The organism is Aeromonas sobria, from assembly GCF_050266975.1.
Lineage (GTDB): Bacteria > Pseudomonadota > Gammaproteobacteria > Enterobacterales > Aeromonadaceae > Aeromonas > Aeromonas sobria_B.
Genome location: NZ_JBKISU010000014.1, coordinates 25,910 through 46,737, shown reverse-complemented (window position 1 = coordinate 46,737; position 20,828 = coordinate 25,910). Strand labels below are relative to the sequence as shown.

15 protein-coding genes and 1 pseudogene are annotated in these 20,828 nt (G+C 64.2%); 13 read left to right on the top strand and 3 right to left on the bottom strand.

Features of this window, described 5'->3' with window-relative positions; all coding sequences use genetic code 11:
* Window positions 1-487 precede the first annotated feature (487 nt).
* From ACLHZ1_RS09850 to ACLHZ1_RS09835, 4 genes and pseudogenes are all read left to right on the top strand, one after another.
* Window positions 488-1,783: pseudogene (locus ACLHZ1_RS09850) on the top strand (hypothetical protein); the annotation flags it as partial.
* Window positions 1,784-1,961: 178 nt separating this feature from the next.
* The gene (locus ACLHZ1_RS09845; RefSeq protein ID WP_427261939.1) at window positions 1,962-3,302 is read left to right on the top strand and encodes a glycosyltransferase family 2 protein; all 1,341 of its coding nucleotides are present in this window, start codon (window positions 1,962-1,964) and stop codon (window positions 3,300-3,302) included.
* Complete coding sequence (locus tag ACLHZ1_RS09840) at window positions 3,302-4,351, top strand: HlyD family secretion protein (protein ID WP_427261938.1); 1,050 nt, start codon at window positions 3,302-3,304, stop codon at window positions 4,349-4,351. Before ACLHZ1_RS09845 ends, ACLHZ1_RS09840 begins: the two co-directional genes overlap by 1 nt.
* 382 nt (window positions 4,352-4,733) lie before the next feature.
* Entirely contained in the window at window positions 4,734-5,213 is a 480-nt protein-coding gene (locus ACLHZ1_RS09835) for a L,D-transpeptidase family protein (protein WP_427261937.1), read from the top strand.
* Window positions 5,214-5,318: 105 nt separating this feature from the next.
* On the opposite strand, the gene ACLHZ1_RS09830 is transcribed toward ACLHZ1_RS09835, so the two are convergent.
* Window positions 5,319-6,515, bottom strand: coding sequence for an aromatic amino acid transaminase (locus ACLHZ1_RS09830; protein ID WP_427261936.1), 1,197 nt, complete (start codon window positions 6,513-6,515; stop codon window positions 5,319-5,321).
* Between the two features lie 379 nt (window positions 6,516-6,894).
* Between ACLHZ1_RS09830 and bcsG (ACLHZ1_RS09825) the strand changes: the two genes are divergently transcribed.
* From bcsG (ACLHZ1_RS09825) to bcsC, 8 genes are read left to right on the top strand one after another with little or no spacing between them, the layout of a single operon-like run.
* The gene (bcsG, locus tag ACLHZ1_RS09825; protein ID WP_427261935.1) at window positions 6,895-7,488 is read left to right on the top strand and encodes a cellulose biosynthesis protein BcsG; all 594 of its coding nucleotides are present in this window, start codon (window positions 6,895-6,897) and stop codon (window positions 7,486-7,488) included.
* 4 nt (window positions 7,489-7,492) lie between these two features.
* Complete coding sequence (gene bcsG, locus ACLHZ1_RS09820) at window positions 7,493-8,554, top strand: cellulose biosynthesis protein BcsG (protein WP_427262004.1); 1,062 nt, start codon at window positions 7,493-7,495, stop codon at window positions 8,552-8,554.
* A gap of 11 nt (window positions 8,555-8,565) precedes the next feature.
* Complete coding sequence (bcsR, locus tag ACLHZ1_RS09815; protein WP_427261934.1) at window positions 8,566-8,772, top strand: cellulose biosynthesis protein BcsR; 207 nt, start codon at window positions 8,566-8,568, stop codon at window positions 8,770-8,772.
* Window positions 8,769-9,416: a cellulose synthase operon protein YhjQ/BcsQ gene (locus tag ACLHZ1_RS09810; RefSeq protein WP_427261933.1), complete on the top strand. Its 648-nt coding sequence runs from the start codon at window positions 8,769-8,771 to the stop codon at window positions 9,414-9,416. Before bcsR ends, ACLHZ1_RS09810 begins: the two co-directional genes overlap by 4 nt.
* Window positions 9,413-11,983: a UDP-forming cellulose synthase catalytic subunit gene (bcsA, locus tag ACLHZ1_RS09805; protein ID WP_427261932.1), complete on the top strand. Its 2,571-nt coding sequence runs from the start codon at window positions 9,413-9,415 to the stop codon at window positions 11,981-11,983. The genes ACLHZ1_RS09810 and bcsA overlap by 4 nt, the downstream gene beginning before the upstream one ends.
* A complete protein-coding gene (bcsB, locus tag ACLHZ1_RS09800) occupies window positions 11,983-14,226 on the top strand; it encodes a cellulose biosynthesis cyclic di-GMP-binding regulatory protein BcsB (protein WP_427261931.1) in 2,244 nt (747 codons plus the stop codon). The genes bcsA and bcsB overlap by 1 nt, the downstream gene beginning before the upstream one ends.
* Window positions 14,226-15,335 carry a cellulose synthase complex periplasmic endoglucanase BcsZ gene (gene bcsZ / locus ACLHZ1_RS09795; protein ID WP_427261930.1) on the top strand — a complete coding sequence of 370 codons (1,110 nt, stop codon included), beginning with the start codon at window positions 14,226-14,228 and terminating at the stop codon, window positions 15,333-15,335. The genes bcsB and bcsZ overlap by 1 nt, the downstream gene beginning before the upstream one ends.
* Complete coding sequence (gene bcsC / locus ACLHZ1_RS09790) at window positions 15,317-18,763, top strand: cellulose synthase complex outer membrane protein BcsC (RefSeq protein ID WP_427261929.1); 3,447 nt, start codon at window positions 15,317-15,319, stop codon at window positions 18,761-18,763. The genes bcsZ and bcsC overlap by 19 nt, the downstream gene beginning before the upstream one ends.
* 28 nt (window positions 18,764-18,791) lie before the next feature.
* Here the strand turns inward: bcsC and ACLHZ1_RS09785 are convergent, their stop codons facing one another.
* On the bottom strand, window positions 18,792-19,067 hold the full coding sequence (locus tag ACLHZ1_RS09785) for a metal/formaldehyde-sensitive transcriptional repressor (protein WP_427261928.1): 276 nt from the start codon (window positions 19,065-19,067) through the stop codon (window positions 18,792-18,794).
* Between the two features lie 71 nt (window positions 19,068-19,138).
* Between ACLHZ1_RS09785 and dmeF the strand changes: the two genes are divergently transcribed.
* Complete coding sequence (dmeF, locus tag ACLHZ1_RS09780) at window positions 19,139-20,113, top strand: CDF family Co(II)/Ni(II) efflux transporter DmeF (RefSeq protein ID WP_427261927.1); 975 nt, start codon at window positions 19,139-19,141, stop codon at window positions 20,111-20,113.
* Between the two features lie 54 nt (window positions 20,114-20,167).
* Here dmeF and ACLHZ1_RS09775 read toward each other — a convergent pair whose 3' ends face one another.
* On the bottom strand, window positions 20,168-20,578 hold the full coding sequence (locus ACLHZ1_RS09775) for a hypothetical protein (protein WP_427261926.1): 411 nt from the start codon (window positions 20,576-20,578) through the stop codon (window positions 20,168-20,170).
* Window positions 20,579-20,828: the final 250 nt, after the last annotated feature.

Here is a 20,828-nt window from a genome sequence, read left to right as displayed (position 1 = left end):
AAGGGGCTCTTTTTGTCTGAGGGGCGATGCCTCGGGATGGCGTGAGGGAGGGGGATCGCCGCCTGCCTCGGGTGATCTGGGCGGACAGGCATGCCGCGATCCCATGGCGACATCGAATGTCGCGATGAGAACATGTCTATTTGTTAATTCTTATCGTGAATAATCTGCGCCAGCCAGCCTATGTGACGGCGAGAAGGTGATCCCCGTCCAATGGCGACCTGGTTCGGCCCCTTCCCCACTCATTTTTTCTACCGTGAAATTACTTCGTCCCATCCTCGGGACGGCTCCTCTGCCCCCTGGGCCCTGCCGTTGACTATTTCCCGGCCAGACCCAGAATCGGCCCCCTCGCCACCCCCGACGCGAGTCGGGCTCGGAAAGTCGCAGGTCTCATTTCAGAGACGGCTGGACCGCACATGAAACATGGCGCCAGCTCCCAACCCCTTCATAGCGTTCGCCATTTTCATGACCTTCGTCGAGAGAGTCGACGATGCCGTCGGCATCAAACCTGGCCGAGGGGGATGCGCGCAGATGCGATGCCTCTTTACCAGCCATAGTTGATGCTGAGGTGCCGGTTCCTTCATTGAGTCGGTGCCTGTTTTTTAGTCTATGGAAGAGGCTATGTCCCATGATGAGTACGAGTGAACAACCCTGCCCGATCGCGTTGCTGGGAGGCTCGGTGGATGTTGCCACCCAGCCTCTTGCCGATTGGTCTCAATGGAATGCAGAGCAACAGCCGGTGTTATTGCTCAACCTGCCGGCCGAAGAGCAAGATCGGGTATTGCAGGCGGTTCGCCGCGATCCCTCCCGTTATTTGCAACCTGTCTTCTGCGTGGCGAAGAGCCCGCTTGCGCCCATGCTGGCCGATGGTCTCCTGCCCCAGCTGGATGAGCGAGTGCCCGACATACTGGAACGTTTGGCGCTGCTGACGCCGCGCGAGCATCCGGACGAGCTGGAAAAACTGGCGCGCTACAGCTGGCCCCGCGCGCATTTCCGCCTGTTGCCTCGCTGGCAGGCGGGATGTCGCCAGGGGTACGGCTATCCGCTGCTCGACTGCCTGCTGGGCAGCGAGGCCGAGGCCTCCTTGCCGCAGCTGGTGGCGGAGCGCCTGCTGCAAAACGAGCAACTGGTGGATCGGGTGCGTCTGTGCAACGGCTGTCATTCGGCCCATCTCAACTTCGTTGATGTGTGCCCAGAGTGCTCCCACATCGCCATCCAGGCCAAGCCTGCCGTGCACTGTTTCACCTGCGGGCATGTGGATGATCAGGATGTCTTCATGAAGCAGGGGATGCTGCGCTGCCCCAAGTGTGTGACCACCTTGCGCCATATCGGCGTGGACTACGATCGGCCGCTGGAGAAGTATCGCTGCCTCTCCTGTCACGCCCGTTTCATGGAGGCGGTGGTGCAGGCTCGCTGTCACGAATGCGGTCAGGTGCACAAGCCCGATGATCTGATGGTGTCGCCCATCTATGAATACCGTATCGGCAAGCTGGCGCGCCATATTGCCCGCGAGGGCACCCAGCAGTTGCATCTCCCCTTGGCCTGGGGGACGCCCATGGCCATGGATCACTTCCCCTGGCTGTTGCAGTGGAATAACAACCTGCTGCAGCGCCACGGTGGCAGCCATACCCTGCTGGCGATCCGGGTTGAACATCTGGCCGATCTGCGGGCCGAGCTGGGGCTGCTGAAGACGCAGCAACGGCTGGCGGCCTTGCTCGCCCGGTTGCAGGCGCTGTTTCGGGATACCGATGTGGTTTGCCAATATGCCGACGATCAGCTGTTGCTGCTGTTGCCATACACGGACGAGGACGACTGGCATATCTTGCAGGGCCGGATCCAGGCACTGAACCACATAGAGGGGCTCGATTCCCTGAGGCTCGATGTGAAGGTGCAGCCCCTGCCCATGACCCTGGGTGAAGAGACAGGCCAGTGGTTGAGCCGCTGGCTGGATGGGGGCATCCCGCATGCATGGCTGGATGAACACGGTGCACTATATCCTGATGGAGATGCTGGGCAGCCTGCAATTCTCCCCCGGGATGATCCTGCAGCTGTTGCCCATGTTGCTGCTGATGGAGGTGCCGCTGATGGCGCTGACCCTGATCGGGATCCTCAAGTGGTATGCCCGTCAGGTGCCCAGAACCTCCGATCTGCCGCTATCCAGACGCTGCCCCAGGGTCTCCTGCATCATCACCTGCTACGGGGAGGGGGAGGCCATCCGCTCCACCATCCTGACCCTCAAGGAGCAGCTGTATCGAGGGCACATGGAGATCATTGCGGTGATCGATGGCGCCAACGCCAACGCGCATACCTATCGGGCGGCCCTGAGCTGTGTCGAGGCGTTTCAGGGATGCGAGAGACGGACGCTGGTGTTGCTGCCCAAGTGGCAGCGTGGCGGGCGGGTATCGACCCTCAACGCGGGCCTGGCGGCGGCGACCGGTGAGATAGTGATGAATGCCGATGGGGATACCTCATTTGACAACAACATGATCGATGAGATCGTCGCCTGTTTCGACGATCCCGATGTGCCCGCCGTCGGCGGGGCGCTGCGGGTGCGCAACTTGCGGGATGGACTGCTGACCCGGATGCAGGGGATTGAATACATGATCTCCATGCAGGGGGGCAAGACGGGACTGAGCGAGTGGAATCTGATCAACAACATCTCGGGGGCATTCGGGGCGTTTCGCCGAGATTTCCTGCGCCAGATCGGAGGCTGGGATACCCATACGGCCGAAGATCTGGATCTGACGGTGCGGATAAAGCACTACCTCAAGCGTCATCCCCGCCTGAAGATCGGTTTCGCCCCCCGCGCCATCGGCCACACCGATGCGCCAGCGGATCTGGTCACCCTGGCCAATCAGCGGCTGCGCTGGGATGGTGACCTGCTTTTTCTCTATCTGCGCAAACACAAGCTGTCGCTGACCCCCCGTATCCTGGGATGGAAGACCTTCCTGTTCACCCTGGTCTACGGGGTGGCGCAAAACGTGGTGTTGCCGCTGCTGGTCATGGGTTACAGCTGGTGGCTGGTGCTCAGCTATCCTGGCCAGTTTGTGGCGGCCTTGATGCTCTGCCTCTATCTGGCCTACCTGTTTCTCACCCTGGTCAATTTTCTGGTGTTCCTGCTCGCGATCTCCGAGCGGCCCTGGGCCGATCTGCGGTTGTTGCCCTGGGTGTGTCTGTACCCTGTCTATACGCTGCTGATGCGCCTGTGGTGCGCGGTGGCATTGCTCAATGAACTATTCCGGCGTGGCCACGAAGAGAGCAGCATGGCGCCCTGGTGGGTATTAAAACGAGGAAACAAATTCTGATGAAAGTGACATTCAATCCCCCCAAGAAACAGGATGCCACCTCGGATGAGGGGATCCGCGTCCTGTATGCCCCCGCCAGGCGCATCGCCTTTCGGGCACGCTGGTACCTGCTCCTGCTGCTGGCCTTCAGTCCTGCCATCATATTGCTCTGGTATCTGGGACGAGAGTGGTGGCTGACCCAGGCGCCGGCCGTCATCACCACCGAGCCGCAACTGGTGGTGGCCAATGGCGATGGTTTTATTCGCAACATCTATGCCTCCCCCGGGCAATCCGTCGCCAGAGGCGATGCCCTGATGCAGTTTGAGTCGCCGACGCTGCAAGCCAACATTGAAGGGCGCAGGTCGCGTCTGAAGGCCATCGAGCTGAACAAGGAGAGTGCAGAGCACGAGATATTGCGCAACCTGAATGAGCAGATAGGCATGCCCGAACGGGGCTCCCGTGAACAGGAGGGTATCTACCAGGAGTATGCGGGCTACAGGAAGGAGAAGCTGGTATCCAGCGCCGAGTATGCCAGCGTGCTGCTGAGCTGGACTCAATCCCGTATCGCCCTGCAAAGAGCCAGGTCGGAGAAGACCCAGCAAGAGTTGCAGATCCTGGAGGATCACCTGACGGGGCCACTGGCCAGTGCCCGCCACCTGCTGGCACAGGAGCTGACGGAGATGGAAGCCATCTCCAGGCAGCAACAGCCCCAGGCTCCGGCAACGGGAAGGGTCTCTGACGTATTGGTGCAAGAGGGCGACTGGGTCTTTTCGGGCGCCCCCCTTGCCTTGATCTCCAAGCATGAGGATCCCTTGGTCATTGCCTATGTGCTGCCCAAATATTTGTCCTCGATGGAGACGGGCCACAGGGCCATCGTCAAGCTGCCGAGCGGAGAGCGGCTGGCGGCCAGGGTGGCCAGACCGGTCGAACTGGCCGACAAGCTGCCGGCGCAGCTCGCCGCCCCGTTCGAAGGGGAGAAGGCGACGCTCAAGGTCGCCTTGTCACTGGATGAAAAGCTGCCGCCCGGTTTGCTGGTCGAGGGACTGCCGGTCACTGTGCTGTTTGATTGAGTCAAAGCGCCGTGCCGCCCTGGGCTGCACGGCGCTTTCATCTGATGTTCCCGCGTCACGTCGTCGGGGAGCACCATACTGCATGCCGCTTGTCTGACCCGCTCGACTCGCGTATCCACCCCGCCTGCTCCTCCGCTTCGTCATCTCGCCATCCTGGCCGCAGGCCGGCATCGCCGTCCCCCTGGACGAGATCCTGGCTACCAATCTGATTTGTTTATGGTTTCCGAATTGATCGCCGAGGTGGCTACATGATGGCGACAGATATGTTTTGCTGGGTATATTGAGTATTGATGGCGATCCAATATCATGGCGCTCGCCGCCAAGGGGCGGCATTCAGATGACGTATATCAGGAGCCCGCACAGAGGCTCGTCGAGGGATGGAATGAGAGCCGTATTCTTGTGTGTACTGGGCCTGTGGCCCGCATTGAGTTTCGCCAGTCTGGGCATGAGCGCGGACATGGTTGTCGTGAACAAGTCCTCCTACAGCCTGAGCCTGATGAAGGATGGCAAGGAGCTGAAACGCTACTGGATAGCCCTGGGGCCGGCCCCCAAGGGTCACAAGCAGCGGGAGGGGGATCAGCGCACCCCTGAGGGACGCTATACCCTGGATTACAAGAAGAGTGACTCCAACTTCTATCGGGCCATCCACATCAACTACCCGAACCTGGACGACATCCAGACGGCCAACGAGCTCGGGGTCAGGCCGGGGGGCATGATCATGATCCACGGTCAGCGCAACGGCAATGGCTCCAGCCTGCAGCCGTCCAACTGGACCAATGGCTGCATCGCCTTGCTCAACAAGGACATGGACGAGGTGTGGGACGCCATCGAACCCGGCACCCCCATCGTCATCCACCCCTGACGGAACCGGGTTTCAGACAGCAGAACGGCAGGCCATGGGCCTGCCGTTTTCTTTGTTGCTTGAGCTCCATTCGGCGCCTGTGGCGGGCAGCCGGGAGCCGGTGCCTTACCCCTTGAGCACGGCGGCGAAGGCGTCGGCCACGTATTCCACGTTGCGGCTGTTGAGGCCGGCCACGCACATGCGCCCCGATTGCACCAGGTAGACGGCGAACTCTTCCCGCAGGCGATCCACCTGGCTCGGGGTCAGCCCCGTGTAGCTGAACATGCCGCGCTGGTTGATGAAGTAGCCAAAGTCGCGGCCCGGCACCTTGGCGCAGAGCACCTCGAACAGCTGCTCGCGCATGGCCTTGATGCGGGTGCGCATCTCGGCCACTTCCTCGACCCACATGGCGTGCAGCTCGGGCTGGCTCATCACGGCCGCGGCGACCTGGCCGCCGTGGGTGGGGGGGCTGGAGTAGTTGCGGCGCACCGTGGCCTTCATCTGACCCAGTACCCGGCTCGCCTCTTCGGCGTCTTTGCAGACGACCGACAGGCCGCCGCAGCGCTCGCCGTAGAAGGAGAGGTTCTTGGAAAACGAGTTGCTGACGAAGAAGCTGACCCCGGCGGCCACCATGGCGCGGATGGCGTAGGCATCCTCTTCCAGCCCGTCACCGAAGCCCTGATAGGCGATGTCCATAAAGGGAATGAGCCCCTTGTCCACCACCAGCGCGATCACCTGGTCCCACTGGGCGCGGGAGAGATCCACCCCGGTCGGGTTGTGACAGCAGGGGTGCAGCAGCACTATGCTTTTCGCCGGCAGCTGGCCCAGGTAGTCGATCATGGCGTCGAACTGCACGCCGCCGCAGGCCGCATCGTAGTAGGGGTAGTCATGGACCCTGATGCCGGCCCCTTCGAACATCGCCTTGTGGTTGTCCCAGGTGGGATTGCTGACCCACACCTCGGAGCTCGGGAAGTAGCGCTTGAGCAGGTCGGCCCCGATCTTCAGGGCGCCGGAGCCGCCTATGGTCTGGATGGTGGCGATGCGGCCGGCTTTCACCGCCTCGTGATCGGCGCCAAACAGCAGGTGTTGCACGGCGGTGCGGTAGTTGGCTGCGCCTTCCATCGGCTGGTAGGGACGCGGCGCCGGGGCGCTCGCACGCTGGGCTTCGGCCTGCTGCACCGAGGGCAGCAGCGGAATGCGGCCCTGCTCGTCGTAATAGAGGCCTATCCCCAGGTTCACCTTCTGCTCACGGGTGTCTTTGTGGAAGGTCTCGACCAGGGTCAGTATGGGGTCGCCAGCATAGGCATCGACGTGTTCAAACATGGGGGGTCCTTGAGGTTGGCTGTCCAATTTCGCCGGCATGGGCCGGGGTTGACATCATGGCGTAATCTTTAGTTCCCCTCAAGTGATGAGAAATCCCCTCGGTGTGACAGCTATTGTCGCCTTGTGGCTATCCTGAGAGACGTGCCGGATCCATTTCTCCCACCGCCAGGAGGGCCGTCGACCGCTGCGGGAGGGTAGGATTTGTTCGGGTGCCGGTGCTATGATTGGCTCCTTGTGGCACCTTTCTGCACGGGACGGGCCGTCTGCTGGGGTAACGGTGTCACGAGATACAGTTGCATAATGAGACGATTACTATTGTCAATAGCCGGTCATGTCCGGCGCCTTCGCAATGACGCTGATGAGAAGTGACCCATTTTCGATGACCAGACGCACCGACATCCCCTCTTCTCCTTGGCTGGACTGGCAAGGACTGGGAGGCTGGAATATCTATTTCCTCTTCAAACTGGCCTTGCTCTGGGCCGGGTACCTCAACTTTCATCCGCTGCCCAACCTGGTGTTTGCCTGCGCCCTGCTGTTGCCGCTGCGCAGGCCAGGCTTGCGCAGGGTGTGCCACTGGCTGGCGCTGCCGGCGGGGCTGGCCTTGCTCTATCACGACACCTGGCTGCCGGGCATCGACAGCATCATGAGCCAGGGCAGCCAGATCTTCTCCTTTACCCTGGATTACTGGTTCGACCTGCTGTCGCGCTTCATCAATTGGGAGATGGTGGGCGCCGCCTTCGTGATGATCTGCCTCTACCTGTTCCTGGCCCAGTGGCTGCGCTTCACCCCCTGGATAGTGATCGCCCTGCTCTGGTTGTGGTTGGTGCCCATCCTGGGCAACCCCTTCCATGGCCTGCTTTCGGCCGCGACGGCGCTCTCCTCCGCTGTCCAGGCAGAGCGCCAGGAGCCTGCCGCCGTGGAGGACGAGGCGCTGACGCTGCAACTGGAGCAGAGCGCCCCCCCCCACCAATGAGAATCTGACCGCCTACCTCAACGACTTCTACAACGAGGAGAGGGGGCGCAGGGTCATCTTTCCCAGCGAATTGCCGGTACAGGCCACCCCCTTCGACGTGCTGATCATCAACATTTGCTCGCTGGCCTGGAGCGACGTGGAGGCGAGCGGCCTGGTCGAACACCCCGTGTGGCAGCATTTCGACCTGCGTTTCACCCACTTCAACTCGGCGACTTCCTACAGCGGCCCGGCCTCCATCCGTCTGCTGCGCGCCAGCTGTGGCCAGCCCAGCCATGAGGGGCTCTATGCGGTGGCACCACGTCAGTGCCTGTTGATGGAAAACCTCGCGACCCTCGGTTTCGAGAAACAGGTCGCCATGGATCACTCCGGATCCTTCGGCAACTACCTCAAGGACTTGAACGCCAATGCCGGGCTGGACGTGGCTCTCATGAACCAGCAGGGGCTGCCCCATGACATCGCCTCGTTCGATGGGGAGCCCATCTTCCGCGGCGATGCGCTGTTTGCGCGCTGGGTCGAGCAGCGGGCGCAAAGCGATGCCGTCCGCAACACCACCTTCTTCAATCTGATCGCCCTGCATGACGGCAACCGTTTCGCGGCCAGCAAGCAGATCGCCCCCTTCAAACCGCGCCTGAAGACCCTGCTCGATCAGCTGGATCACTTCATGAGCGAGCTGGAGTCCTCCGGCCGCAAGGTAGCGGTGATCCTGGTGCCGGAACACGGTGCGGCGTTGTCGGGGGATCGCATGCAGATGTCGGGGCTGCGGGATATTCCCAGCCCCACCATCACTCAGGTACCCGTGGGAGTGGCACTGCTTGGCACCAAGGCCAAGCACGAGCAGACCCGCATCATCGATGCGCCGAGCAGCTATCTGGCCATCTCGGAGCTGGTCTCCCGTCTGGTGAAAGGGGATCTGTTTGGCAGCGAGACCATCGACTGGCCCCGGTTGCTGCAGGGGTTGCCACAGACGCAGGCCGTCTCTGAGAACAGTGGGTCCGTGGTGATCGAGTATCAGGACAAGTATCACATCCTGTTGGGCAAGGGGGACTGGGTTCCCTATCCCCAGTGAATTGCGAGGCCATGAGCGTGAAACAGCAACCGCAAACCCCAGGCGCGTCATTGGACGTCAGGGTCGAAGACTTCGCGGCAACCGATATCGAGCTGCTGCAGAAGACCTTCGGCGTGACGCTGCCCTACCATGACATCGCCCGCCAGGAGCATCTGGTGGCCCTGTGTCGTCGCTTCCCGCTGTTGGCGGAGCTGTCGGTCAAGGGGGTGGCATCATGATGAGAATTGGCTTGCAGGGGCTGCGCGATGGCGTGGGAACCAGTTCCATCGTGGCGGGTCTGGCCTATGCCGCCTGGCAACAGGGGGCCCGGGTGCTGGTGGTGGATCTCTGCCCGCAGGGGCAGCTGGGGCTGCACTTCGGCCTATCGTACGACACCCCCGGCGGCTGGAGCACCTTGCGCCGCCCCGATCAGGAGTGGCGCCAGGGACTGCACCACTGTCAGCATGGCCTGGATCTGCTGCTGCACGGTGGTGGAGAGGGGGCCTTCAACTGGCTGGAGCTGGTGGAGGGTTATGATCTGTTGCTGCTGGATCTGCCCCGGTCCTTGCAGGTGCCTCACCTCGATCGCCAGCTGACGGTGATCCATGCCGATGCCAACTGCCATGTACGTCTCTATCGGCACACATTCGCGCGGCAGGAGCAGCTGCTGGTCACCCAGTTTGCCAGCGGTCGGGCCCTGCAGCAGGACCTGCTGGAACTCTGGCAGGATGGGGGCGCGCCCCTGCTCAGCATCCGGCTGCACCGGGATGAGGCCATGGCGGAGTCCCTGGCCGCCAAGCAGCCGGTCGGTCAATACCAGCCAGAGAGCCTGATCGCCAGTGAACTGGTGGCGCTGGCCCGCTGGTGTCTGGAGCCCGCATGAATGCCTTTCGCTGGTTGACGCCCCCCGCCGGACACTGGCTGCGGCTACGCTACCGCTGGCTGCGTCGGCGTGGGGCCTCGCGCCTTGGCGCCACAGGATTGACCCTGGCCTGGTTGCTGGCCTGGCTGCTGTTGCCGCTGGAGCGATCCAACTGGCAACTGGTGCTGGTCCATGGTCGCGAGCTGTTCCCCCACATGGACCGCCCCCGTTTCGGCGATCCGCTGCGGGGACTGCTGCAGGTTGTCTGGCTGCTGATCTGCCGTCCCGAGCCCAGACCCTTCCAGTGGCCCGCCTCCTGGCGTCGAGCCTGGCGCTGGGGCACCAGGGCGCTCTCCGAGCAGTTGCGCAAGCCCGAGGAAGTGGGGGTCGAGGTCGAACGGAAGGCGCCTCGCAGTGCTCGCTGGCAGAGCGTGCTGCTCTGCGTGGTGGCCGGCCTCTTCTCCCTGCTCTGCATCACCCAACCCTTCGATCTCGAGCAGCAGCTGGTATTCGTGCTGCTGCTGGCCGCCATGGCCTGGGTGCTGCGCGCCGTGCCGGGTCGTTATCCCATGCTGATGATGATGGTGCTCTCCCTCACCGTCTCCTGCCGCTACATCTGGTGGCGCTACACCTCCACCCTGGACTGGCTCGACCCCATGAGCCTGTTTTGCGGCATGTTGCTGCTGTTTGCCGAAACCTACGCCTGGGTGGTGCTGATCCTGGGTTACTGGCAGACCGCGTGGCCACTACACCGCTCCCCCGCCCGGCTGCCGGACGATCCTGCCACCTGGCCGAGCGTGGATCTGATGATCCCCACCTACAACGAGGACCTCGCCATCGTCAAGGGCACCGTCTATGCGGCGCTGGCGCTGGACTGGCCCAGGGAGAAGCTCACCATCTGGCTGCTGGACGATGGCGGTCGCGAGGCGTTCCGCCAGTTTGCCGAGGAGGCCGGGATCCGCTACGTGGCCCGCACCACCCATGAGCACGCCAAGGCGGGCAACATCAACAACGCCCTGCGTCAGGCCAGCGGCGATCTGGTGGCCATCTTCGACTGTGACCACCTGCCGACCCGATCCTTCTTGCAGATGACGGTGGGCTGGTTCTTCAAGGATCCGAAGCTCGGGGTGGTTCAGACCCCGCACCACTTCTTCTCGGCCGATCCGTTCGAGCGCAACCTGAAGCGTTTTCGCAAGATGCCCAACGAAGGGGCGCTCTTCTACGGCCTGGTGCAAGATGGCAACGACATGTGGGATGCCACCTTCTTCTGCGGCTCCTGCGCCGTCATCAAGCGCTCGGCCCTCGACGAGATCGGCGGGATTGCGGTGGAGACGGTGACCGAGGATGCCCACACCTCCTTGCGGCTGCACCGGCTCGGCTATACCTCGGCCTACATTCGCATTCCCCAGGCGGCGGGGCTGGCGACCGAGAGCCTCTCCGCCCACATAGGCCAGCGTATCCGCTGGGCGCGCGGCATGGTGCAGATCTTGCGCCTCGACAACCCCTTGTTCGGCAAGGGGATGAACCTGGGCCAGCGGCTGTGCTACTTCAACGCCATGCTGCATTTCCTGTCGGGGATCCCGCGCCTCATCTTCCTGACCGCGCCGCTCGCCTTCCTGATCCTGCACGCCTACATCATCTATGCCCCGGCGGCGGCCATCGCGCTCTATATGCTGCCCCACATCTTCCACAGCGCCATCACCAACTCCCGCTTGCAGGGCAAGGTGCGCCACTCCTTCTGGGGTGAGGTCTACGAGACGGTGCTGGCCTGGTATATCGCCCGGCCGACCACGGTGGCCCTGTTCGCACCCCATAAGGGCACCTTCAACGTGACCGCCAAGGGGGGCCTGACCGAGGAAGTTTATTTGGACCTGGGGGTCTCCCGCCCCTATCTGGTGCTGATCCTGCTCAATCTGCTCGGCCTGGGTTTCGGTATCTGGCGCATCAACACCGGACTGGTGGACGAGGTGCCCACCGTGCTGCTCAGCATGCTCTGGACCCTCTACAACCTGACCATTCTGGGGGGGGCGCTGGCGGTGGCCTTCGAGTCGCGTCAGGTGCGCACCAACCCCAGGGTCGAGATGAGCTTGCCGGCCGCCATCATGCTCGCCGACGGCCATATCTATCCCTGCACCCTGAAGGACTACTCCAACGGCGGTGTGGGCATCGAGCTCGCCACCCGGCTGCCGCTGCAGGGCAAGGAGCAAGTCTGGCTGCTGCTGCACCATGGCCAGCGCGAGGCGGCCTTCCCGGCCAGGGTACAGCGCGCCTTTGGGGACAAGCTGGGGCTGGAGCTCGACCCCATGGACAAGGCGCAGCACATCGCCTTTATCCAGTGCACCTTCGCCCGCGCCGATACCTGGTCCCTGTGGCAGCAGCGGCTCGGCCAGGATCGCCCGCTCCACAGCCTGCTCGATATTACTCTGCTCGGCTGGAGCGCTTACTGGCGCCTGCTGCGCGATTCGCCGTTTGGCGGCATTTGCTTCGTTTGCGAGAGGCTGGGTCGCTGGCTGTTCTCGTTTGTTCCACGTCGCGTCTCACCGGATTTCCGGTATCAGGCTCCGACCTCACAGACAGTGAAAGGATGATGAAACCACAACGCTATCTAGTCCCTATCCTGCTGATGACCCAGTGTGCGGTCGCGGCCGAGCCGCAACTGACCGCGCCTGATGTAGGACCGCTGCCGCCCTTTCCCGCACCGATCCGCACCCAGGCGCTGACCCTGGAGCAGCTGGCCGCCACCCCGGGCACCCTCTCCCTGAGCGGCGTGGTGCCGGATGGCCTGGCCGATTTCACCGTGCGCCGTGACGAGGTGGTCACCCGCGCCGACCTGGCCGTCGACTACACGCCGTCCCCCTCCCTGCTGCCGCTCATCTCCCAGCTCAAGGTCTATTTCAATGACGAGCTGATGGGGGTGACCGCCTTCAACCAGGAGCAGATGGGGCAGCTCAGTCAGGCCAGCTTCGCGCTGGATCCTCGCTACGCCAAGGACTTCAACCGCCTCAAGTTCAACTTCATCGGCCACTACCAGAAGGTGTGCGAGAACCCGGCCAGCGAGACGCTCTGGCTCAACGTCAACCGCGATAGCAAGTTGACGTTGCAACTACAGACGCTGCCGGTGCGCAACGAGCTCTCCTTCTTCCCCATGCCCTTCCTCGATAGCCAGGATCACGGCAAGCTGGAGCTGCCCATGGTGTTTGCCGGCCAGCCTTCCCTGACCGGGCAGCAGGCCGCGGCCGTGCTGGCTTCCTGGTTCGGGGTGCAGGCCCAGTGGCGCGGGCAGCACTTCCCGGTCGCCTTCAATCGGGTGCCGGAGCGCAACGGCGTGGTGTTCGCCACCAACGCGGCGCGCCCCGACTTCCTGGCGGATTACCCCGAGGTGAAGGGGCCGACCATCGACATGATCAGCGCCCCGGACAACCCCTATATCAAGCTGCTGCTGGTGCTGGGGCGCAATGACGAGGATCTGCTGATGGCGAGCCGGGCCCTGGCCCAGGGCAATGTGCTGCTGCGCGGCCAGAGCGTGCGGGTCGAAGAGTTGAAGCCGCTGGCACCGCGCCAGCCCTATGACGCGCCGAACTGGGTGCGTCTCGACCGGCCGGTGCGCCTCGGCGAACTCATTGACTACCCGAACCAGCTGCAGGCGACCGGCCGCAACCTGTGGCCGCTCAGCCTGACCCTGCGCCTGCCGCCGGATCTCTACATCATCGGCTCCCAGGGGCTGCGGCTGGATCTGAAGTATCACTACACCTCACCGTCCAGCCGCGATGGTTCGCGGCTGGACGTCTCGATCAACGACCAGTTCATGAAGTCCTACTCGTTGCCGCCCGATGATATCCAGGGCGAGCAGCTGATCAGCCTGCCGCTGTGGCTGTTCGGGGATGGTGACGAGCGGGTGCTGCGCATGCCGGGTCTCAAGACGGGGCAGCCCAACCGCCTCGGCTTCGCCTTCGAGTACGCCCGGCAGTACATGGGGGGCAGTTCAGACGGCAGCTGCAACATGACCATGCCCACGGGCCAGCAGGTGCGCATCGATGACAACTCCACCATCGATGTCACCGGCTATCGCCACTTCCTCGAGATGCCCAACCTGCGCGCCTTCGCCGGCGCCGGCTTCCCGTTCAGCCGGATGGCCGATCTCTCCGAGACCCAGGTGGTGATGCCGGCCAGGCCGCTGCCGGCGCAGATCACCACCCTGCTCGATACGGCCGGTGCCATCGGTGCCGAGACCGGCTACCCGACCCTGGCGCTGCGGCTGGCCGACGACTGGACCAAGGTGCGGGACGCGGATCTCGATACCCTGTTGATCGGCTCGCTGCCCGCCGAGTTTCGTGGTGATGCCGAGCCCGACACCCTGCTCGAGATGACCCGCAGCTGGGTCAACCAGCCGATGCAGCCCCTTGGCAACGAGTTCCTGCGCACCCTGGAGGATCGCAGGGCCGAGGCCCGGGTGGGGATGCGCGGCAACACCGCCATCGCGGCCATCCTCGGCTTGCAGTCACCGAGCCATGAGCAGCGCAGCGTGGTGGCCCTGCTGGCCGACAGCGGCAGCGGTGCCGACCTGCTCAACGAGGCGATGCAGACCCCGGCCCTGCGCGAACGGGTGGCGGGTTCGGTCGCCATCGTCCGTGAGTCCGGCGTGACCAGCCTGGATGTGGGCGAGCGTTATGAGGTCGGCAACCTGCCCTGGTGGGAGAAGCTGTGGCACCGTTTCGCCAATCATCCCGTCTACCTCGCCATGGTGGCCCTGGCCAGCATGTTGTTGCTGGGTTGGGGTCTGCGGGTTCTGCTGGCCGGCATCAGCCGCCGTCGCCTGAAGGAAGAGCAATAATGAACGCGATGAAAACCGTATCTGGTGGCCTGTTGCTGTGGGCCCTCTCCATGCTGCCGGCCATGGCCGGCTGCGACTGGCCCGAGTGGCAGCGCTTCAAACAGGACTACATCAGCGAGGATGGCCGGGTCATCGACCCGGCGGGCGGCAAACGGTTCACCACCTCGGAGGGGCAGAGTTACGGCCTCTTCTTTGCCCTGGTCAATCACGACAAGGAGACCTTCGATCGGTTGCTGCAGTGGACCGAGATCCAGCTCTCACGCGGCGATCTGACCGGTTTCCTGCCGGCCTGGCAGTGGGGTGAGCGCCCGGATGGCAGCTGGGGCGTGCAGGATGACAACAGCGCCTCCGATTCAGACATGTGGATTGCCTACAGCCTGCTCGAGGCCGGCCGCCTGTGGGACAACCACAGCTACGAATCCATTGGCACCCTGCTGCTGCGTCGGGTGGCCCGTGAAGAGGTGGCCAGGCTGCCCGGGCTGGGGCCCATCGCCCTGCCGGGTCCGCGCGGCTTCGCCGCAGAGGGGCGCTGGACGCTCAACCCCAGCTATCTGCCGCCCCAGTTGCTGGCCCGCTTCGAGCCCATGCTCGGCCCCTGGAAGGAGATGCGGGCCCTGCTGCCCCGCTTCTTGATGGAGAGTGCGCCGCAGGGGTTTGCCCCCGACTGGATCGACTGGAGCGACACCGCCGGCTGGCAGGTCAGCGAAGGGAAGGGGACAGTGGGGGGCTATGATGCCATCCGGGTCTATCTGTGGCTCGGCATGCTGAGCGATGAGGATCCGGCCAAGGCGGCGCTGCTGCAACATTACGCGCCTATGCGTACCCTGCTGGCCGAGGGCAAAGTGCCTGAGAAGGTCGATACCCAGACGGGCCAGGTCAGCAGCTGGGGTGGCGCCGGTTTCGCCGCCGCCCTGCTCCCCCTGATGCAGGGGCAACCGGGGCTGGAGACGCTGCGTGAGCAGGTGAGCCAGCAAGGCATGGATGCCGATGCCTACTATGGCAGTGTGCTGACCCTGTTCGGGTCTGGCTGGGATCAAGGACGCTATCGTTTCGCCGCCGACGGTACCCTGGTGCCGAATTGGAACGCAACATGCCAAGACGCACACTGACCGCCAGCCTGCTGCTTGGCGTATTGCTGACCGGCCTTCCCGCCCATGGCGCGGTGGAGCCGGTGAGCTGGCTGCTGGAGCAGATCCGCATTGGCGAGGCGACCGGTCGTGAGGATCTGGTCAGCAACTCGCTCTATTCCCTCTCCCTCATCGACGAGGCCCACCCCGATCTGCTGGCCGCCCAGGCCAGGCTGGCCCTGCGCCAGGGCAAGGTGGAGGAGGCCAAGCGGCTGCTGGCCCAGCTCGGCCAGGTGGCGCCAGACTCGCTGCTCTATCGGCAGGGGATGGCCAATCTGGCGCTCAATGAGCCTGCCAAGCGCCAGCAGTTGCAGCAGGCTCGTCTGTTTGTCAGTGCCGGCCGTCTGGAGGAAGCGCTGACCCTCTATCGGGGGCTCTTTGCCGATGGTCAGCCACCCAATCTCGAGGTGGCGGTCGAATATGCCCTGCTGCAAGCCAGGATCCCCGCCCAGCATGCCAGGGGGATGATGGCGCTGCAGGCGCTGGAGCAACAGTACCCCGGTCAATCCGGGGTGCGTGCCGGTCTGGCACGCCACCTGCTCAATGATGGGCGCAGCCAGGAGGCGTTCACCATCCTGGGCAAGATGGCGCAGAGCCCGGGCAGCCGGAGTGAGGCCTCTGACATCTGGCTGGCCGCCATCAAGTCGATGCCGGTCGGGCCGCAGAGCATCCAGGCCCTCGAGCAGTACATCGTTACGTTCGGTAGCGGGGATGAGGTTGATGAGGCCCAGACCCTGTTGGCCGATCATCAACGCCAGTGGGCGTCGCCGGCCTTCCGCGCCCGTCAGCAGGCGCTGGCGCGGCGCGAGAGCGGCACCGCCTCGCTGTCCGAGCTGCAACGAGCCCTGGCCCAGAATCCGAGCGATACCGAGCTGATGGGCGCACTGGGCGAGGCCTATTCCCGCAACAACCAGCGCGCACTGGCCATCGCCCAGTTCGAAAAGGTGCTGCGCCAGCCCGATGTCAGTGATCGTCAGAAGTGGCAGGGGCTGCTCGATACCAACCGCTACTGGTTGCTGCTCGAGCAGGCGGACAAGGCCCAGCAGAAGGGGGATCTTGCCCGCGCCCAGAGCCTCTATCAGCAGGCGGTGCGCCTCGATGGCCGTGAGCCGGAAGGGTGGCTCGGGGTGGGGGATGCCCAGCTCGCCCGCGGCAACAAGGCGGAGGCCGAGCGCACCTATCGCAAGGTGCTCGCCCTCGCCCCCGGCAATGAGCGGGCCTTGCGTCGACTGTTTGATCTCTACCGGGAAGAGGATCCGGCCAAGGCGCTGGCCTTCATCGCGCAGACCCGCAGTCGCAACCTGGCCTCACTCGGCCACGACTTGAAGGCTGAACTGCTGCAACAGGAGGCCGACCTGCTGGAGCAGCAGGGGGATTTGGACGCCGCCCTGGCCAAGCGCCAGCAGGCGCTGGCCATGGCGCCGCAGGATGTCTGGCTGGCCTATCGCACCGCCAACCTGCTGGCGGCGACCGGCCATCCCGAGCAGGGCGAGAAGCTGCTGCGCGATCGCCTCGCCGCCACTTCGCGCGACACCACACTGCGTTACGCCACCGCGCTCTATCTGGCCGGGCAGGACAAGGACAGCGAGGCTCGTACCCTGCTGGCCGGTGAGCCTGCCAGTGGCTGGAGCGACGACATGCGCGAACTCGATGCCAGGCTGGTTCGTGGTGTCAGCTTCAACGAGGCGCGGCGGTTGCGCGCCGCAGGGGACGAGGCGGCGGCCGAGAGGCTGCTTGCCGAGCTGCTGCCAGATGAGCAGGCACTGCGGATGCTGGCCGAGTGGGCCCAGGAGCGGGGTGACTGGCAGGTGGCCGAGCAGCATTACCGCATCCTGCTGGCCAAGGATCCGGATGATCCGCAGACCCGCCTCGGCATGGCCGAGCTGCTGCTTGCCAAGGGGGATCGGGCGGGTGCGCGCGCCTATCTGCCGGCCTGGCCGGCCTCGCCGCTGCCGGCTGGCCAAGCCAACTTCTATCGGCAGGTAGCCAACCTCTACCATGAATTGGGGGATGAGCAGACGGCGAGCGCCATCTTCGACGCCCTCTCGACCGAGGTAGCGCGCCAACCGGCTTCCGAGGCGTCGGCCCTGTTCTGGCGCGATGCCGCCCGTCAGCGCTTCGCGCAAGGGGACAACGAGGGGGCGCTGGCGCTGGATCGCAAGGCGCTGACCGCCGCTGGGCTGGCGCCGGGCGAGGATATCGACGATGGCTCCCTGACCCGGATCGGCCGCGCCCGTGACGGGGAGGGGTGGCTCGGCGCCGGGCTGCGCAGCGATCTCGACAAACACTACCGCCAGAGTCAGACCACGGTGTCGCTCGACAGCGATTACTGGGGCGACAAGGGCACGGGCGGGGTCTCGGATCTGCGGGCCCTGACCCAGATGCTGCAGCTCGATACCCCGCTGGCGGCGGGTCGCGCCTTCGGTCGTCTGGAGTGGGTGCATCTGGATGCCGGGACGCTGCCGGACTCCCCCTATCGGGAGAAGTTCGGCACCTGCGACCAGCGTGACTGTTACGGCGAACGGCAACAGAGGAGCGACGGCGTCACGCTGGCGGCCGGCTGGGCCAACGAACGATTCGCCTTCGATCTCGGTACCACCCCGCTTGGCTTTGAGGTGGTTGACTGGGTCGGCGGTGCCAGCGTCAAGAGCGATTGGCACGATTTTGGTTTTACCCTCACGGCCTCGCGCCGGCCGGTCAGCAGCTCGCTGCTCTCCTATGCCGGCACCGTCGATCCCGGCACCGGCATCCGTTGGGGCGGGGTCAGGGCCAATGGTGTGCGCGTCGATGCCAGTCACGATCTGGGGGGGGCCGTCGGCTACTGGGGCAGCCTGCAACAGCATCTGCTGACCGGCAAGAATGTAGAGGACAACTGGCGTACCCGCCTGATGGGGGGCACCTACTACAAGGTGGTCAACGAGGAACATCGCCGGGTCAGCGTCGGCCTGAGCAGCATGTTGTGGCGCTTCGAGCACGACCTGAGCGCCTACACCCTGGGGCAGGGGGGCTACTACAGCCCGCAGCGCTACTTCTCGCTGGCGGTGCCGGTCAACTACCGGCAGCGAACCCCGGACTGGTCGTGGGAGCTGGGGGGCTCTGTCTCCTGGTCGGCCTCCAAGACCGATGACGGCTTGCGTTATCCGTTGCAGGGGTTGATCCCCGAGACACTGCCGGATCGGGATGCGCTGGAGGAGGGGAGCAGCAGCACCGGCTTCGGCTATACCCTCAACGCCCTGGTGGAGCATCGGCTGACCGAGCACTGGCGGGTCGGCGGGCGGGTCGACATCCAGCAGGCGGATGACTACGCGCCGAGCCACTTCCTGCTCTATCTGCGTTACACCTTCAAGCCGTGGCAGGGGGATCTCGACCTGCCGCCACAGCCGCTGACCCCTTACGCGGACTTCGATTGACCGCTGCGCCCGGCTTGCCCGGGCGCACTCATTTCAGATAGGAGCGCAGCACCCGCACCACCTGATCCAGATCTTCCAGCCGCTCGGCATGGGTGGCCTCCTCGGCGCCAAGGTGTTCGCGCATGTGTCCCTCCAGCACCTCCAGCATCAGGCCGTTGACGGCGCCACGAATGGCGGCGATCTGTTGCAGGATGGCGGCGCAGTCGGTCTCCTGTTCCAGGGCGCTCTCCAGGGCGCCTGTCTGTCCCTTGATGCGCCTGACCCGGGTCAGCAGCTTCTTCTTGTCGTGAACGGTATGTGACATGCAGGATCCTCTCGCCCATCAAAACTATACTGGGGTATAGTATATTGCATCGTCGTCCTCAGGAGAAATCCATGTCATCCCTCGCCTCGTCTCACTGTCATCAAGCCATAGTGCACCAGGGGAATCCCCTGGCGGAACGCAAGACCCGCTGGGCCGTGCTGCTCACCGTCATCATGATGGTGGCGGAGATAAGCGGCGGCTGGTTCTACAACTCCATGGCGCTGCTGGCGGACGGCTGGCACATGAGCTCCCACGCCCTGGCGCTGGGTCTGTCGGTACTGGCCTATCGCGCCGCCCGTCATTTTGCCCGCGACCACAGATTCAGCTTCGGCACCTGGAAGATAGAGGTGCTGGGGGGCTTCACCAGCGCCCTGCTGCTGGTGGGGGTGGCCGGACTCATGCTGTTCGAATCGGTGGCCAGGTTGCTGGATCCCAGCCCCATCCACTATCAGCAGGCGATCGGTATCGCCCTGGTCGGCCTCTCGGTGAACCTGGCCTGTGCCTGGCTGCTCAGGGACGACCACGGTCATCACCATGGCCACGATCATCACCACAATCATCACCACGGTCATCATCACGACCACCAAGATGATCATGGTCACGACCAGGATCACCATCACGGCCATCAGGATCTGAACCTGAGGGCCGCCTACCTCCACGTGCTGGCGGATGCGGCCACCTCGGTGCTGGCCATCCTGGCGCTGGTGGGGGGCATGCTGTGGGGGGCCGACTGGCTGGATCCCCTGATGGGCATAGTGGGGGCCGTGCTGGTGGCGGTCTGGGCCTGGGGCCTGCTGCGCGACACCGGGCGGGTGCTGCTGGATGCGGAGATGGACGCTCCCCTGGTGGCGGAGATCCGCGAGCTGATAGCCGAGCTGCCGGATACCGAGATCCGTGACCTGCATGTCTGGCGGGTGGGTCAGGTGCAGTATGCCTGCGTGCTCTCCCTGCTGATGGCGGCCCCGGTGCCTGCCCAGCAGATCCGCGAGCGGCTCGCCATCCACGAGGAGCTGGTGCACGTCACCATCGAAATTGCCCGGCCATGAATGCGTGACCCGCACGCCATGCCATGAGGAGGGCGCCCCGGCTCGTCGCTCGCCTCAGGGATGCTTGCCCTCTTCCTCGTGCGGTTGTTGCTGCCAGATGGCCCCCAGCAACAACTTGAGCAGCAGCTCGGGGGGATTGTCCAGCAAGCGGCCAGACTCCAGCAGCAGATGGCCGTCGGCGCGAAAGCCCAGGCTGGCGTGCCGTATCTCCCCTTCTCCCATCACCTGGATGAGGCCCTGCAGGGCGCCCCGCTCGCCGGGCTGGCAACGCAGTCTCAGCTCCCGCGGCTCCCCCAACAGGGTGAAGGCGCGGCTCATGGGGGGCGTCTCCTCATAGTCTGGCCAGCTGAAGAAGTGATACTGCTCGGCGAGCGCCCCGCCCTGCTGGCAGAATTGGTCAAACAGCTGGCCGATGGCCAGATACTCCCGATCCAGCCGCCTGGCCTGTTCGTCGATGGATTTCATCCGTTTCTCCCCGCGCTGTTCCCGATCCGTCCCTGCACCCACCCGATAACCGGGTCCTTGACCGGTATGAACCGGTTCGGCTGGTGAGTCTGTGAGCCCGATCCAATTTCTGTTATGAAAACGTTATCTTGTTGAAAGTGTATGGTTTTTATGCACAACCGCTCACATTTAGCCCTTGAGTCGCTGATTAATATGGACCGGCTCGGCACCGACCGGGCCTGAACGTCTCGACCCTCGGGACTCACACAGC